Raw genomic sequence first — 16,273 nt, 5'->3', positions numbered from 1 at the left:
GCTCTTACCGGGCCGAAGCGAGTTGAGTGAAAGCGGAGCCCAGCCACTGCTGCACACCGCTCATGGTGGCGGCAGAAGTGTCCAGGAACGGCTGCGGGTAGACGCCCAGCAAGATCAGCAGGCCAGCCAGGCCCAGTACCATGATCAGTTCGCGGGTATCCATGCCAGCCAGGACTTCGTCCGACTTCGCAGGGCCAAAGTAGGCACGGTGAATCATGATCAGCGAGTAGACCGAACCGAACACCAGGCCGGAGGTGGCAATCACGGTGACCCATGGCGAAGCCACGAAGCTGCCGATCAGGATCAGGAACTCACCAACGAAGTTACCGGTACCCGGCAGGCCCAGCGACGCGGCGGCGAAGAACAGGCTGATGGCCGGCAGGTAGGCGATGCGGTGCCACAGGCCACCCATTTCACGCATGTCACGGGTGTGCAGGCGCTCGTACAGCTGGCCGGCCAGGATAAACAGTGCCGCTGCCGACAGACCGTGTGCCAGCATCTGAATGACTGCACCTTGCAGTGCTTGCTGGCTGCCCGAGTAGATACCGATCAGCACGAAGCCCATGTGCGAGACGCTGGAGAACGCAACCAGACGCTTGATGTCGGTCTGGGCGAAGGCCAGGAACGCACCGTAGAAGATCCCGATCAGACCCAGGGTCATGGCAATCGGCGCAAACTCCGCCGAAGCGTTCGGGAACAGCGGCAGGGCGAAACGCAGCAGGCCGTACGCAGCGGTTTTCAGCAAGATACCCGCCAGGTCAACCGAACCTGCGGTTGGCGCCTGGGCGTGAGCGTCTGGCAGCCAGGAGTGGAACGGTACCACCGGCAGCTTGACCGCGAAGGCGATGAAGAAGCCGAGCATCAGCAGGTATTCGGTGCCCGCTGGCAGATCAGCCTTGAGCAACTGGGTGTAGTCGAAGGTGATCACACCGGTGTTGCTGTAGTTGACCAGTACCAGACCCAGGATCGCCACCAACATGATCAGGCCGCTGGCCTGGGTGAAGATGAAGAACTTGGTCGCAGCGTAGATCCGGGTCTTCTTGCCGTCGGAGGAGCTGTGACCCCAGAGCGCGATGAGGAAATACATCGGCACCAGCATCATTTCCCAGAAGAAGAAGAACAGGAACAGGTCCAGGGCCAGGAACACACCGACCACGCCGCCCAGGATCCACATCAGGTTGAGGTGGAAGAAGCCGACGTGACGCTGGATCTCTTTCCAGGAACACAGTACCGAGAGCACACCGAGCAGGCCGGTGAGCAGGATCATCAGCAGCGACAGGCCGTCGAGGGCCAGGTGCAGGCTGATGCCGAAGCGCTCGATCCACAGCACTTTGAATTCGACCGCCCACTCTGGCGCAGCGCCAGGTGCAGGGGCCAGGGTGTAGTCGCCGTTGGCCCACAGCCAGAGGCCGACACCGAGCAGCAGGGACATGGTCAGCAGCGCAATCCAGCGCGGCAGGGTGGCGCCGAAGCGCTCACCCAGCCAGCACAGCAGGCCGCCGATAAAGGGGATCAGGATCAGCCAAGGCAAAATCATGACGGGCTCAATTCCTTTCGCAAAGTCGCAAGGTTCATATCAGACCGCAGCCATAACAACGGCACCGAGTACAAGCACGGCACCTACGGCGATCGAAGCGGTGTACCAGCGCAGCTGACCGGTTTCGGTTTTGCTCATGGCGGCATGACCGCCTTTCGCCATACGCGGAATCAGGCCAATGCTGCGGTCAACCGGATCCTTGCGCAGGATGTGGCTGATCAGCAGGTAAGGTTTGACGAACAGCTTGTCGTAGATCCAGTCGAAGCCCCAGGCGGCGAACCACCAGGCCGACAGAACACGACCGATGCCGCTGTTGGCGATCGCGGTCACCAGGCGACGTTTACCCAGGAACAGCACCGCAGCCAACAGGATACCGGCGATGGCGATGGCGCCCGAGGCGATTTCCAGGCTGTGCTTGGCTTCGCCGCCGGCATGGCCGACGCTTTGCGGCAGCACACCAGCCAGTGGTGGATGAATCCAGGCACCGACGAAGGTCGACAGCACGATCAGTACACCCAGCGGCAGCCAGTGGGAGATCCCGTGGCCAGCATGGGCTTCGGTCTTGGCTTCGCCGTGGAAGGCGATGAAGATCAGACGGAAGGTGTACAGCGAGGTCATGAAGGCACCGGCCAGGCCGGCGTACAGCAGACCGTTGTGACCGCTGGCGAAGGCTTCCCAGAGGATTTCGTCCTTGGAGTAGAAACCGGCGGTCAGCAGCGGCAGGGCAGCCAGGGCGGCACCACCGACGATGAAGCTGGCGTAGGCCAGCGGCAGTTTCTTCCACAGGCCGCCCATCTTGAAGATGTTCTGCTCGTGGTGGCAGGCAACAATCACCGCACCGGAAGCCAGGAACAGCAGGGCCTTGAAGAAGGCGTGGGTCATCAGGTGGAAGATCGCGCCTTCCCAGGCACCAACGCCCAGGGCCAGGAACATGTAGCCGATCTGGCTCATGGTCGAGTAGGCGAGGATACGCTTGATGTCGGTCTGTACCAGGGCAGCAAAGCCGGCCAGCACCAGGGTCACACCGCCGACCACACCCACCAGGTGCAGGATGTCAGGTGCCAGGGCGAACAGGCCGTGGGTACGGGCGATCAGGTAGACACCGGCGGTTACCATGGTTGCGGCGTGGATCAGTGCCGAAACCGGGGTCGGGCCGGCCATCGCGTCAGCCAGCCAGGTTTGCAGCGGCAGCTGGGCGGATTTACCGACCGCACCACCGAGCAGCATCAGGGTCGCCAGCACCATCCAGGTGTCGCCTGCCTGGAACTTCTGCGGTGCCAGTACCAGCAGCTCTTGCACGTTGAGGGTGCCGAGCTGGGCGAACAGGATGAACAGGCCGATGGCCATGAACACGTCGCCGATACGGGTGACGATGAAGGCTTTGAGTGCGGCGTTACCGTTGTTGCGGTTGCTGTAGTAGAAACCGATCAACAGGTACGAGCACAGGCCTACGCCTTCCCAACCGAAGTAGATGAACAGCAGGTTGTCGCCCAGCACCAGGAACAACATGCTGGCGATGAACAGGTTGGTGTAGGAGAAGAACCGCGAGTAGCCGGCTTCACCACGCATGTACCAGGAGGCAAACAGGTGGATGAGAAAGCCGACACCGGTGACCACACCAAGCATGGTGACCGACAGGCCATCCACGTACAGGGTGAAGTTCGGTGCAAAGCCGTCCACCGACATCCACTGCCACAGCAGCTGGCTGTAAGCGCCGCCTTCAGGCGGTGCAACGTTGAACTGCCAGATCACGTAAGCGGCCACGGCAGCCGACAGGCCGACCGAGCCGACGCCGATCAGCGCCGACAGGTTTTCGGACCAGCGACCGCGTGAGAACGACAGCAGCAGGAAGCCGATCAGGGGGAATACGAACGTCAGAAAGATAAGGTTCATCCGCGCATCTCACTGGCAGCATCGATGTCGAGAGTGTGGAAGCGGCGATACAGTTGCAGCAGGATCGCCAGGCCGATACTGGCCTCGGCAGCGGCCAGGCTGATCACCAGGATGAACATGATCTGTCCATCCGGCTGCGCCCAGCGGCTACCGGCAACGATGAACGCCAGTGCCGAGGCGTTCATCATGATTTCCAGGCTCATCAACACGAAAAGAATGTTGCGGCGCACCATCAGGCCGACGAGGCCGAGGCAGAACAGGATGCCGGCGACAGCCAGGCCATGCTCGAGAGGAATTGCAGGCATGTGATTACTCCTTCGCCTCGTTGCGGCCGAGGTGGAACGCCGTCACCGCTGCAGCGAGCAGCAGCATCGAGGCCAGTTCAACCACCAGCAGGTAAGGACCATACAGGCTGATGCCGACCGCCTTGGCGTCGACAGTGGTGTGACCGATACCGGCGCCGCTCTGGTTGCCGAACAGGACGTACAGCAGTTCGAGCAGCAGCAGCGCGGCCAGGACCACCGGCCCCAGCCAGATACCCGGCTTGAGCCAGCCACGCTCCTGGGCGACCGAAGCCGGGCCCAGGTTGAGCATCATCACCACAAAGACGAACAGCACCATGATGGCGCCAGCGTAGGCGATCACTTCCAGCACACCGGCGAACGGAGCGCCGAGGGCGAAGAACGTCATCGCCACGGCGATCAGCGAAATGATCAGGTAGAGCAGGGCGTGCACGGGATTGGTGTTGGTGATCACCCGAAGGGTGGACACCACAGCGATACCGGATGCGAAATAGAAAGCGAATTCCATCTTTCTTCCTTAAGGGAGCAAGCTCTTCACGTTGATCGGTTCGGCTTCGTTCTGCGCGGCGCCTTTCGGCTTGCCGGCAACAGCCATACCTGCAACACGGTAGAAGTTGTAGTCAGGGTTCTTGCCGGGGCCGGAGATCAGCAGATCTTCTTTCTCGTACACCAGGTCCTGACGTTTGAACTCGGCCATTTCGAAATCCGGCGTCAGCTGGATCGCGGTGGTCGGGCAGGCTTCCTCGCAGAGGCCGCAGAAAATGCAACGGGAGAAGTTGATGCGGAAGAACTCCGGGTACCAACGACCGTCTTCTGTTTCGGCTTTCTGCAGCGAGATGCAACCAACCGGGCAGGCCACGGCACACAGGTTGCACGCTACACAGCGCTCTTCGCCATCCGGATCACGGGTCAGGACGATGCGGCCACGGTAGCGTGGCGGCAGGTAGACCGGCTCTTCGGGGTACTGCAGGGTGTCACGTTTGCGGAAACCGTGGGAGAACACCATCACCAGGCTGCGCAGCTGGGTGCCAGTGCCCTTAACGATGTCGCCAATATACTTGAACATGGGTCAAATCCTCACTGGGCCGCAACAGCTGGCGTGTTGAGCAACACGAGCGCAGCGGTCACCAGCAAATTGATCAGGGTCAGCGGCAGGCAGAACTTCCAGCTGAAGTCCATCACCTGGTCATAGCGCGGGCGCGGGATCGAGGCGCGCAGCAGAATGAACAGCATGATGAAGAACGCGGTTTTCAGGGCGAACCACAGGAACGGTACTTGCGGCAGGATGCCGAACGGACCGTGCCAGCCACCGAAGAACAGGGTTACCAACAGCGCCGAGATCAGGATGATGCCGATGTACTCACCGACGAAGAACATGCCCCATTTCATACCGGCATATTCAATGTGGTAACCGTCGGCCAGTTCCTGTTCCGCTTCTGGCTGGTCGAACGGGTGACGGTGAGTCACGGCGACGCCAGCGATGAAGAAAGTGCAGAAGCCGAAGAACTGCGGAATGATGAACCACAGGTTCTGCGCCTGGTAGTCAACGATGTCGCGCATGTTGAACGAGCCGACCTGGGCAACGATACCCATCAGCGCCAGGCCCATGAACACTTCGTACGACACGGTCTGCGCCGACGCCCGCAGGCTGCCGAGCAGGGCGTACTTGTTGTTCGACGACCAGCCGGCGAACAGCACGGCATACACCGACAGACCGGCCATGGCGAAGAAGAACAGCAGGCCGATGTTCAGGTCCGCGACACCCCAGGTCGGGGTGATCGGGATAATGGCGAAAGCGATCAGCAAGGCACTCATGGCCACGACCGGCGCCAGGGTGAAGATCATCTTGTCGACAAACGGAGGGTTCCAGTCTTCTTTGAAGAACATCTTCAGCATGTCGGCTGCGATCTGGAACATCCCGAACGGGCCTACGCGGTTCGGACCGTAACGGTCTTGCCACCAGCCCAGCAGGCGCCGCTCGACGAAGCTGAGCAGCGCACCGCAGACCACCACGGCCAGCAAGACCACGACGGCCTTGACGACGGTGATGATCACATCGATCACTTCAGGGGTGAACCAGGTCATTGTGCTGCCTCCTGCAGGCCTTCGACGGATGCACCGAAGATGGCAGGCGGAATGCCGGCCAGGCCTTTGGGCAGGGCAACCAGGCCTGCGCCCAGTTCTTCATTGATGCGCAGCGGCAGACGCAGGGTCTGGCCGGCCACGTTCAAGCTCAGCATCGCGCCGTCGTTGACGCCCAGGCGGTCGGCTTCGGACTTGGCCAGGCCAACGTAGGCCTGTGGGATGCGCTCTTGTACCGGCGCGGCGCGCGAGGAGTTCTCTTCGCTGCCGAACAGGTGATAGAACGGCACCGCTTGCCAGGTACCACGGGCCGGGGCGAAGGCTGCCGGTACGCTGGCGAACCAGTTGAGCTTGTCACCTTCGGTTTCGATCAGACGGGTGCCCGGATCACCAGCGCGCAGGCTGCCGCCGACTTCGTCCTGGAACTTGTTCCACGCCTGTGGCGAGTTCCAGCCCGGCGACCAGGCGAATGGCACTTGCGAACGGGGTTCGGCGGTACCCGAGTAACCTTCCATGGAGAAGGCGAACGCGGTGTCTTTGTCTTGCGGGGTACGCGGCTCGTGCACGCTGATGTTGGCGCGCATGGCGGTACGGCCGGAGTAACGCAGCGGCTCACGGGCGATTTTCATGCCCTTGATGCGGAACGACGCGGACGGCGCAGCGTTGACGATACCCGACAGCTGCGGTGCAGCAGAGGCACAAGCGCTGGTAACGTGGTCCAGCTGGGTCCAGTCCACCGGCTTGTTGAGCAGGGTCGCACGCAGGGCATGCATCCAGCGCCAGCCTTCGTGTACCAGGATGCTGCTGTCCAGGTAGGTAGGGTCGAACACCTGGAAGAAGCGCTGGGCACGGCCTTCCTGGCTGACCAGGGTGCCATCGCCTTCGGCGAAGGTGGCCGCTGGCAGCACCAGGTGCGCGCGCTCGGCGGTCGCGGTTTTCTGGTGGTCGGCAACAATCACTACCTTGGCGGCGGCCAGGGCAGCATCGACCTTGGCGGCCGATACACGGCTGTACAGGTCGTTTTCCAGCACGACGATGGCGTCGGCCTTGCCACTGATCACAGCGTCCAGCGCGGCGTCGATCGACTCGCCACCGAGCATGGCCATGCCGAGGCTGTTGGCCTCAGGCACCACCAGGCTCAGTGAGCCGTTCTTCTCGCGCAGCTTCAGGGCTTTGGCGATGTTGGCAGCGGCTTCGATCAGGGCCTTGGAGGCCAGCGAAGTACCGGCAACCACCAGCGGACGGTTGGCAGCAACCAGGGCATCGGCGATGCGCTTGGCCAGGGCCAGGGCTTCGGCGTCCAGGCCTTCAACAGCCGGGGCGCTCGGGTCGATGGCGTGGGCTACGGCGAAGCCGATACGGGCCAGGTCGTCCGGTGCGGCGTGAACGCATTCTTCAGCCACGTCATCGAGCTTGGTTTCAGCCAGGCTGGCAATGAACAGTGGGTACATGGCGTGCTGACCGATGTTCTTCACCGCCGCGTCGAGCCACGGTTGAACACGCATGGCATCGGCCATGGCTTCAGCCTTGCCCTTGACCGACTGACGCAGGGCCAGGGCCACACGGGCGGCGGTCTGGGTCAGGTCTTCGCCGAGGACGAACACCGCGTCATGGTCTTCCATGTCGCGCAGGGTAGGGACCGGCAGCGGGCTGTCGTTGAGGACCTGCAGGGCCAGGCGCACGCGCTCCAGCTCACCAGCTTCCATACCCGAGTAGAAGTGCTCGGCACCGACCAGCTCGCGCAGGCCGTAGTTGCTTTCCAGGCTGGCGCGTGGCGAACCGATACCGACGATGTTGCGACCGCGCAGCATGTCGGCGGCTTTATCCAGTGCAGCGTCCAGGCCCAGCTTGCTGCCATCGGCCAGCAATGGCTGACGTGGGCGGTCTTCGCGGTTGACGTAGCCATAGCCAAAACGGCCACGGTCGCAGAGGAAGTACTGGTTGACCGAGCCGTTGTAACGGTTTTCGATGCGACGCAGTTCGCCGTAACGCTCACCCGGGCTGATGTTGCAACCGCTGGAGCAGCCATGGCAGATGCTCGGGGCGAACTGCATGTCCCACTTACGGTTGTAGCGCTCGGAGTGCGTCTTGTCGGTGAACACACCGGTCGGGCAGACCTCGGTGAGGTTACCGGAGAACTCGCTTTCGAGGACGCCGTCTTCAACACGACCGAAGTACACGTTGTCGTGAGCGCCGTACACGCCCAGGTCGGTACCGCCGGCGTAGTCTTTGTAGTAACGCACGCAGCGGTAGCAGGCGATGCAGCGGTTCATCTCGTGAGCGATGAACGGGCCGAGTTCCTGGTTCTGGTGAGTACGCTTGGTGAAACGGTAGCGGCGCTCATTGTGGCCGGTCATTACCGTCATGTCTTGCAGGTGGCAGTGACCGCCTTCCTCACAGACTGGGCAGTCGTGCGGGTGGTTGGTCATCAGCCATTCAACGACGCTGGCGCGAAACGCCTTGGACTCGTCGTCGTCGATGGAAATCCAGGTGCCGTCAGTGGCAGGGGTCATGCAGGACATGACGATACGACCACGGGTGTCGTTCTCGTCGGTGTACTGCTTGACTGCGCACTGGCGGCAGGCGCCGACGCTACCAAGCGCCGGGTGCCAGCAAAAATAAGGAATGTCGAGGCCGAGCGACAGACACGCCTGTAACAGGTTGTCTGCACCGTTGACTTCGAGCGCTTTGCCGTCTACGTGGATAGTGGCCATGGTTCAAAGTTCTTCGTTGGCCCGCGTCTGCGGGCGTGGCTAATGGAAATCTGTGTGCCTGCAGCCCGCACAGGGACTACCTGGCGAGCTGTCGAGGCAGCGGGTGGCACGGACCACCCGCGTTTCATTTGTTATGCGCCGACGACAATCGGCTTGGCCAGGTTCGGGCGCAGGGCTTCGCTACCTGAATCAGGTGCGACGCCGGCCTCGAACTCCGGACGGAAATACTTGATGGCACTGCCCAGCGGCTCAACGGCGCCCGGTGCGTGGGCGCAGAAGGTGCGGCCAGGGCCGAGGAAGTTGACCAGGCCCAGCAGGGTCTCGATGTCTTCCGCCTTGCCTTGGCCTTTTTCCAGGGCGCGCAGCATTTTCACGCTCCATGGCAGGCCGTCACGGCATGGGGTGCACCAGCCGCAGGACTCGCGGGCGAAGAACTCTTCCATGTTGCGCAGCAGCGACACCATGTTGATGCTGTCGTCGACTGCCATGGCCAGACCAGTACCCATACGGGTGCCGACCTTGGCGATGCCACCGGCATACATTTGCGCATCGAGGTGCTCAGGCAGCAGGAAGCCAGTACCGGCACCACCAGGCTGCCAGCACTTGAGCTTGTAGCCGTCGCGCATGCCGCCAGCGTAGTCTTCGAACAGTTCACGGGCGGTAACGCCGAATGGCAGTTCCCACAGGCCCGGGTTCTTGACCTTGCCGGAGAAGCCCATCAGCTTGGTGCCGTGGTCTTCGGAGCCTTCGCGGGCCAGCGACTTGTACCAGTCAACGCCGTTGCCGACGATGGCCGGCACGTTGCACAGGGTCTCGACGTTGTTCACGCACGTCGGCTTGCCCCAGACGCCAACGGCGGCCGGGAAGGGCGGCTTGGAGCGTGGGTTGGCGCGGCGGCCTTCGAGGGAGTTGATCAGTGCGGTTTCTTCACCGCAGATGTAACGCCCGGCACCGGTGTGCACGAACAGCTCGAAATCAAAACCGCTGCCGAGGATGTTCTTGCCCAAAAGGCCTGCGGCCTTGGCTTCATCGATGGCGCGATTGAGGTTCTTTGCCGCGGTGGTGTATTCACCACGCAGGAAGATGTAGCCACGGTAGGCTTTCAGTGCGCGGGCACTGATCAGCATGCCTTCGACCAGCAGATGGGGCTGTTGCTCCATCAGCATGCGGTCTTTCCAGGTGTTGGGCTCCATCTCGTCCGCGTTGCACAGCAGGTAGCGGATGTTCATCGATTCGTCTTTGGGCATCAGGCCCCATTTGACGCCGGTGGGGAAGCCCGCACCGCCACGGCCCTTGAGGCCGGAATCTTTGACCGTCTGGACGATGTCGTCCTGCGACATCTGCGCCAGTGCCTTGCGGGCAGCGCTGTAGCCGTCTTTAGCCTGGTACTCGTCAAGCCAGATCGGCTCGCCGTCGTCGCGCAGGCGCCAGGTCAGCGGGTGCGTCTCGGCCGCACGGGCAATGCGGTTGGCCGGGCCGAAGGAAGTGATGGTCATACGTAACCCTCCAGCAACTTGGAGACGCCAGCAGGCTGGACATCGCCAAAGGTGTCGTCGTCGATCATCAGCGCCGGGGCCTTGTCGCAGTTACCCAGGCAGCAAACCGGCAGCAGGGTGAAGCGGCCGTCGGCAGTGGTTTGACCCAGGCCGATACCCAGCTCGCTCTGGATCTGGCTGACCACCGACTCGTGGCCGCCGATGTAGCAGACCATGCTGTCGCAAACGCGGATGATGTGCCGGCCAACCGGCTGACGGAAGATCTGACTATAGAAGGTGGCCACGCCTTCGACGTCGCTGGCAGGAATGCCGAGCACTTCGCCGATGGCATAGATGGCGCCGTCCGGCACCCAGCCACGTTCCTTCTGAACGATCTTCAGGGCTTCGATGGACGCCGCGCGCGGGTCCTCGTAGTGATGCATCTCGTGCTCGATGGCCGAGCGCTCGGTTTCGCTCAGGGCGAAACGGTCGGTTTGGATAAGCGTGCTGTTCATGCTTAGCGGTCCACGTCAGCCATAACGAAGTCGATACTGCCCAGGTACGCAATAAGGTCGGCAACCATGCTGCCGCGGATCACCGAAGGGATCTGCTGCAGGTGAGGGTAGCTCGGGGTGCGAATCCGGGTGCGGTAGCTCATGGTGCCGCCGTCGCTCGTCAGGTAGTAACTGTTGATGCCCTTGGTCGCTTCAATCATCTGGAAGGATTCGTTGGCCGGCATGACCGGGCCCCACGAAACTTGCAGGAAGTGAGTGATCAGGGTTTCGATGTGCTGCAGGGTGCGCTCTTTCGGCGGCGGCGTAGTCAGCGGGTGATCCGCCTTGTACGGGCCTTCCGGCATGTTGCGCAGGCACTGGTCGATGATGCGGATACTCTGGCGCATCTCCTCGACACGGACCATGCAGCGATCGTAGGCATCGCCGTTGTGGGCCAGCGGTACTTCGAATTCGAAGTTCTCATAGCCGGAGTAAGGGCGGGCTTTACGCAGGTCGAAGTCCAGGCCGGTGGAACGCAGGCCAGCACCGGTGACACCCCATTCCAGGGCTTCTTTGGTGTTGTACTGGGCAACGCCGATGGTACGACCTTTGAGAATGCTGTTCTGCAGGGCGGCCTTGGTGTACTCGTCGAGGCGCTTTGGCAGCCATTCGACGAAGTCTTTCACCAGTTTGTCCCAGCCGCGCGGCAGGTCGTGGGCAACGCCACCGATACGGTACCAGGCCGGGTGCAGACGGAAGCCGGTGATGGCTTCGATCACGGTGTAGGCACGCTGACGGTCGGTGAAGGTGAAGAACACCGGGGTCATGGCGCCGACGTCCTGGATGTAGGTACCCAGGAACAGCAGGTGGCTGGTGATACGGAAGAACTCGGCCAGCATGATACGAATCACGTCGACCTTCTGCGGCACCTGGATGCCGGCCAGCTTCTCGACCGCGAGTACGTATGGCAGGTTGTTCATTACCCCGCCGAGGTAGTCGATACGGTCGGTGTAAGGAATGAAGCTGTGCCAGGACTGACGCTCGGCCATCTTCTCGGCACCACGGTGGTGGTAACCGATGTCCGGGACGCAATCGACGATTTCTTCGCCGTCCAGCTGCAGGACGATACGGAACGCACCGTGCGCCGAAGGGTGGTTCGGGCCAAGGTTGAGGAACATGTAGTCCTCATTGGCGCCGTGGCGTTTCATGCCCCAGGCCTCAGGGTTGAAGCGTGCAGCTTCTTCCTCGAGTTGCTGCTTGGCCAGGGTCAGGCTGTACGGATCGAATTCAGTCGCGCGGGCAGGGTAGTCCTTGCGCAGCGGGTGACCTTCCCAGGTCGGCGGCATCATGATGCGGGTCAGGTGCGGGTGGCCGGCAAAGTCGATGCCGAACATGTCCCAGACTTCACGCTCGTACCAGTTGGCGTTAGGCCAGATACCAGTGACGGTCGGCAGGTTCAGGTCGCCTTCGCTCAAGGCTACCTTGATCATGACGTCGCTGTTGCGCTCTACCGAAAGCAGGTGGTAGAAAACGCTGAAGTCGGCACCTGGCAAGCCACGGCGCTGGGTGCGCAGACGCTCGTCCACACCGTGCAGGTCGTAGAGCATGCTGTACGGCTTGGCGACGTTGCGCAGGAAGGTCAATACGTCTTTGAGTTTGGCACGGGTAACCCAAAGCACCGGCATGCCGGTACGGGTTTCCTGGGCGACGAACGCCTCGGGGCCAAACTTGTTGTTCAGTTCGACAACCACATCCTGGTCGTCAGCCTTGTAAGGCGGGATATAAATAGCGGTGTCCGCTGTCATGGTCTCGGTCGCTTTCGGTCAACGTAGAGAATGAAGCCAGGCTGCCTGTCGCGCATGCGCAGGCAACAGGTCGCTGGATCAGACTTCGTCGGGGCTGCGCAGGTTGGTGACCTGGATGCGCTGTTCACGGCGTTGCTCTTTCTGCGACGGCATCTCGGCACGGTAAATGCCTTGATCACCGACAACCCAGGAAAGAGGACGACGCTCCTGGCCAATCGACTCCTGCAACAGCATCAGGCCTTGCAGGAAGGCTTCAGGGCGAGGCGGGCAGCCAGGCACATAGACATCCACGGGGAGGAACTTGTCGACCCCCTGAACGACCGAGTAAATGTCGTACATGCCACCGGAGTTGGCGCACGAACCCATGGAGATGACCCACTTGGGCTCAAGCATCTGCTCATACAGGCGCTGGATGATCGGCGCCATTTTGATGAAGCAGGTACCGGCAACGACCATGAAGTCGGCCTGACGCGGCGACGCCCGGATCACTTCCGCGCCGAAGCGGGCGATGTCGTGGGGCGCCGTGAAGGCCGTGGTCATTTCCACGTAGCAGCAGGAGAGGCCGAAGTTGTACGGCCACAGGGAGTTTTTACGCCCCCAGTTGACCGCGCCACTGAGCACATCTTCAAGTTTGCCCATGAAGATGTTCTTGTGGACCTGGTCCTCTAGCAGCGAATCGGAGACGGTTTCCCGCTCTCCGATTGGATATTGCTCGTTAGGAGCATCCGGGTCGATTCTGGTGAGATTGTATTGCATTGCCAAAGCCTCATTGTTTCAGCTTCGCTTGCCGCTTACGGCGACCTTCGGGAGCCCAATCAAGAGCACCGACGCGCCAAAGGTAGACAAGACCTGCCAACAGAATTGCTATGAAAACGAGAGCTTCGACGAATCCGGTCCAGCCGCTTTCGCGGACGGACACAGACCATGCAAAGAGAAAGAGGGCTTCGATATCGAAGATCACGAACAGCATCGCGACCAGATAGAATTTGGCCGACAGGCGCAAGCGGGCGCCGCCGGTAGGCAGCATGCCGGACTCAAAGGGTTCGTTCTTGCTGCGGCCCCAGGCCTTGCTACCGAGCAGGGCGGACAGACCGAGCATGAAGGCACACAGGCCAACGACACCCAAAAGGAAAATGGCAAAGCCCCAGTTGTGGGCGATGAGTCCTGTCGAATCGGGCATGCTGAAAATCCTTATACAGAGACCAGTCTCTGCGGCTTGGAAAGTAGTAGAGCAGTGACGATATGTCGCAGCGGAATCTATCGTGCTGATTTTATGGGTAAACCCGGTGCAAGTAAAATTTCTACAGCAAATTTATTCGTAGGATTAAGAACAAAAACCTTTCGTAACTCGCTGCAGCCCGCATGGGACGGGCATTGTCTGCGGTTTTGTTAATTATGTTTCTTGCACTGCGTAATGAACTCGCAATTTCGTAATGATAATTAATATCATTTGCTGAAGTACAGATCACCCACTGATACGGTCAATTATAAAGTTGGCTTGCACAGGCATCGCCTGCAAGTTTCCACTCTTCGTGTTTTAACCGAATTTTTTCTGATTTGCCGCGCTCTGGATCAAGGTTTCTGGCGAACGTCTGGTGTATACCGAGGCCGCGATGGCCCACTGTCCCAGCCAGTAGGCGAGGATGATCAGGTACGGCACCGCCTGGAACTGGGCGACGAAGCGGTCGATGCCGATCAGGCTGTCGGAGAACACAAAGGCAACAGCGCCCAGCGCGGCAAGCCCGCCGCAGGCCAGGGCGCGCCACAGCATCGCGCTGATGGCCAGGGCGTACACGGTCACTGGAATCAGCAGTTCGCCCAGGCCGTGGCTGATCAGTACCGCCAACAAGACCGCACCGATGCTTGCCGAGATTGCCAGGGCCCAGAGCGCGGGTTGCCGGTTCTCACGCAGGTAGCCGCGCAGGTACGCCAGGTGAGCGCAGAGAAACGCTGCCAGGCCAAATACGAACAGATCACCGGGTACTGCCAGGAGAATGTCGCCAAGTAGCGAGAAGCCCAGGCCAATGCTGATCCAGCGTCGATAGGGGGAGGGCTCGGCGGCGTTGAGCCAGACAATCAGGGCCAGCACCGGAATCGGTTTGACCGCCAGGCCGAGCAGTGCCTGTTGGCTGGCCAGTGCATATAAATAGAGGGCTGCGCCAAGCAGTGCCAGGCAGAGCAGAGTGAGAGGGCGAGACATGGCCAATCCTTGGTGTTGTTGTGTGCCTAGGATAGCTATTGAGCAATTATAGGAAAGCGCCGAATCCGCCAGATCATATGGCTGTAGGAGCGGGCTTGCCCCGCGATGCGAGGTGACTGGCAATCCGCAATCGCGGGGCAAGCCCGCTCCTATAGAAAAAACAAAACCCGGGGCCCCATCACAAGCCCCGGGTTTTGCGTGTTACCCGAATATCAGCAACTGATCAGTGATCAGTGGAACTGCTCTTCTTCAGTCGAACCGGTCAGAGCGGTAACCGAAGACTTGCCACCCTGGATCACGGTGGTCATGTCGTCGAAGTAGCCAGTGCCGACTTCCTGCTGGTGGGCAACGAAGGTGTAGCCTTTCGAAGCGTCAGCGAACTCTTGCTCTTGCAGTTTCACGTAGGCGGTCATGTCGTTGCGGGCGTAGTCGTGCGCCAGGTTGAACATGCCGTGCCACATGTTGTGGATACCGGCCAGGGTGATGAACTGGTGCTTGTAGCCCATGGCCGACAGTTCGCGCTGGAACTTGGCAATGGTGGCGTCGTCCAGGTTCTTCTTCCAGTTGAAGGAAGGCGAGCAGTTGTACGACAGGATCTGGTCCGGGTATTCCTTTTTGATTGCTTCGGCGAAGCGACGGGCTTCGTCCAGGTCCGGCTTGGCGGTTTCGCACCAGATCAGGTCGGCGTACGGGGCGTAGGCCAGGCCACGGGCAATGGCTTGATCCAAGCCAGCGCGCACTTTGTAGAAGCCTTCTGGAGTACGATCGCCGACAACGAACGGCTGGTCGTACGGGTCGCAGTCGCTGGTCAGCAGGTCAGCGGCGTTGGCGTCGGTACGGGCCAGGATGATGGTCGGTACGCCAGCAACGTCAGCAGCCAGACGCGCAGCGGTCAGCTTCTGTACAGCTTCCTGGGTTGGCACCAATACTTTGCCGCCCATGTGGCCGCATTTCTTGACCGAAGCCAGTTGGTCTTCGAAGTGAACGCCAGCTGCGCCTGCTTCGATCATGTTTTTCATCAGCTCGTAGGCGTTCAGTACGCCGCCGAAACCGGCTTCAGCGTCAGCCACGATCGGTGCGAAGTAGTCGACGTAGCCTTCGTCGCCTGGGTTCTTGCCAGCTTTCCACTGGATCTGGTCGGCGCGACGGAACGAGTTGTTGATGCGCTTGACCACAGTCGGTACCGAGTCGACTGGGTACAGCGACTGGTCTGGGTACATGGACTCGGCCGAGTTGTTGTCGGCAGCCACTTGCCAGCCGGACAGGTAGATTGCCTGGATACCGGCTTTAACCTGCTGAACAGCCTGGCCGCCAGTCAGGGCGCCCATGCAGTTGACGAAATCTTTTTCTGGGCGGAAAGCCGGGTGTGCACCTTGGGTAACCAGTTTCCACAGTTTCTCGGCACCCATGCGGGCCAGCGTGTGCTCAGGTTGGACCGAGCCACGTAGACGAACGACATCAGCGGCGGTGTAGGTACGGGTCACGCCTTTCCAGCGCGGGTTTTCGGCCCAGTCTTTTTCGAGGGCTGCAATTTGCTGTTCGCGTGTCAGTGCCATGGAAATAAACCTCGTCGCATCGGTCTTGGGTAAAAATTCTCGCTCACACAGCGCAGATCAGAAGCCTGGCGTCAGTCATGTTCAGCGAAAGTTGCGACGGTCGAACGATGGGGCTCGAAGGGGGAAGTGAGCAGGCGTTGGCGAGGTGATCGCTGCAGGGTGGCTCGTGGTTGCCGAGCTGCAGTGAACAGTACTGCCGGGTGCCTCTTGATGCG

At 60.9% G+C, this 16,273-nt stretch carries 14 protein-coding genes; all 14 read right to left on the bottom strand.

The window, feature by feature from the left end:
- Positions 1 to 4: 4 nt before the first annotated feature.
- The gene (gene nuoM, locus ACVWSC_RS18795; protein ID WP_442108585.1) at positions 5 to 1,537 is read right to left on the bottom strand and encodes an NADH-quinone oxidoreductase subunit M; all 1,533 of its coding nucleotides are present in this window, start codon (positions 1,535 to 1,537) and stop codon (positions 5 to 7) included.
- A gap of 39 nt (positions 1,538 to 1,576) precedes the next feature.
- Positions 1,577 to 3,430: an NADH-quinone oxidoreductase subunit L gene (nuoL, locus tag ACVWSC_RS18790; protein WP_442108583.1), complete on the bottom strand. Its 1,854-nt coding sequence runs from the start codon at positions 3,428 to 3,430 to the stop codon at positions 1,577 to 1,579.
- Entirely contained in the window at positions 3,427 to 3,735 is a 309-nt protein-coding gene (nuoK, locus tag ACVWSC_RS18785) for an NADH-quinone oxidoreductase subunit NuoK (protein WP_028944232.1), read from the bottom strand. The genes nuoL and nuoK overlap by 4 nt, the downstream gene beginning before the upstream one ends.
- Before the next feature lie 4 nt (positions 3,736 to 3,739).
- Positions 3,740 to 4,240, bottom strand: a complete 501-nt coding sequence (gene nuoJ / locus ACVWSC_RS18780; protein ID WP_442108580.1) for an NADH-quinone oxidoreductase subunit J — start codon at positions 4,238 to 4,240, stop codon at positions 3,740 to 3,742.
- 9 nt (positions 4,241 to 4,249) lie between these two features.
- On the bottom strand, positions 4,250 to 4,798 hold the full coding sequence (gene nuoI, locus ACVWSC_RS18775; RefSeq protein ID WP_009400993.1) for an NADH-quinone oxidoreductase subunit NuoI: 549 nt from the start codon (positions 4,796 to 4,798) through the stop codon (positions 4,250 to 4,252).
- Between the two features lie 11 nt (positions 4,799 to 4,809).
- Positions 4,810 to 5,817, bottom strand: coding sequence for an NADH-quinone oxidoreductase subunit NuoH (gene nuoH, locus ACVWSC_RS18770; protein WP_442108578.1), 1,008 nt, complete (start codon positions 5,815 to 5,817; stop codon positions 4,810 to 4,812).
- Complete coding sequence (nuoG, locus tag ACVWSC_RS18765; protein WP_442108576.1) at positions 5,814 to 8,528, bottom strand: NADH-quinone oxidoreductase subunit NuoG; 2,715 nt, start codon at positions 8,526 to 8,528, stop codon at positions 5,814 to 5,816. The genes nuoH and nuoG overlap by 4 nt, the downstream gene beginning before the upstream one ends.
- Before the next feature lie 131 nt (positions 8,529 to 8,659).
- Positions 8,660 to 10,024: an NADH-quinone oxidoreductase subunit NuoF gene (gene nuoF / locus ACVWSC_RS18760; RefSeq protein WP_442108574.1), complete on the bottom strand. Its 1,365-nt coding sequence runs from the start codon at positions 10,022 to 10,024 to the stop codon at positions 8,660 to 8,662.
- Positions 10,021 to 10,518: an NADH-quinone oxidoreductase subunit NuoE gene (gene nuoE / locus ACVWSC_RS18755; RefSeq protein WP_012313767.1), complete on the bottom strand. Its 498-nt coding sequence runs from the start codon at positions 10,516 to 10,518 to the stop codon at positions 10,021 to 10,023. The genes nuoF and nuoE overlap by 4 nt, the downstream gene beginning before the upstream one ends.
- Positions 10,519 to 10,520: 2 nt before the next feature.
- Entirely contained in the window at positions 10,521 to 12,302 is a 1,782-nt protein-coding gene (gene nuoC / locus ACVWSC_RS18750) for an NADH-quinone oxidoreductase subunit C/D (RefSeq protein ID WP_128324643.1), read from the bottom strand.
- A gap of 78 nt (positions 12,303 to 12,380) precedes the next feature.
- Positions 12,381 to 13,058, bottom strand: a complete 678-nt coding sequence (locus ACVWSC_RS18745; RefSeq protein WP_107025573.1) for an NADH-quinone oxidoreductase subunit B — start codon at positions 13,056 to 13,058, stop codon at positions 12,381 to 12,383.
- A 10-nt stretch (positions 13,059 to 13,068) separates the two neighbouring features.
- Positions 13,069 to 13,482: an NADH-quinone oxidoreductase subunit A gene (locus tag ACVWSC_RS18740; RefSeq protein ID WP_010220397.1), complete on the bottom strand. Its 414-nt coding sequence runs from the start codon at positions 13,480 to 13,482 to the stop codon at positions 13,069 to 13,071.
- A gap of 357 nt (positions 13,483 to 13,839) precedes the next feature.
- Positions 13,840 to 14,502: a lysoplasmalogenase gene (locus tag ACVWSC_RS18735; protein WP_442108571.1), complete on the bottom strand. Its 663-nt coding sequence runs from the start codon at positions 14,500 to 14,502 to the stop codon at positions 13,840 to 13,842.
- Positions 14,503 to 14,732: 230 nt separating this feature from the next.
- Entirely contained in the window at positions 14,733 to 16,058 is a 1,326-nt protein-coding gene (aceA, locus tag ACVWSC_RS18730) for an isocitrate lyase (RefSeq protein WP_133210109.1), read from the bottom strand.
- Positions 16,059 to 16,273 lie beyond the last annotated feature (215 nt).

It is taken from the genome of Pseudomonas sp. NUPR-002 (assembly GCF_056322725.1).
The sequence above is the reverse complement of the archived record's forward strand: the minus strand, read 5'-3'. Positions and strand labels throughout refer to the sequence as shown.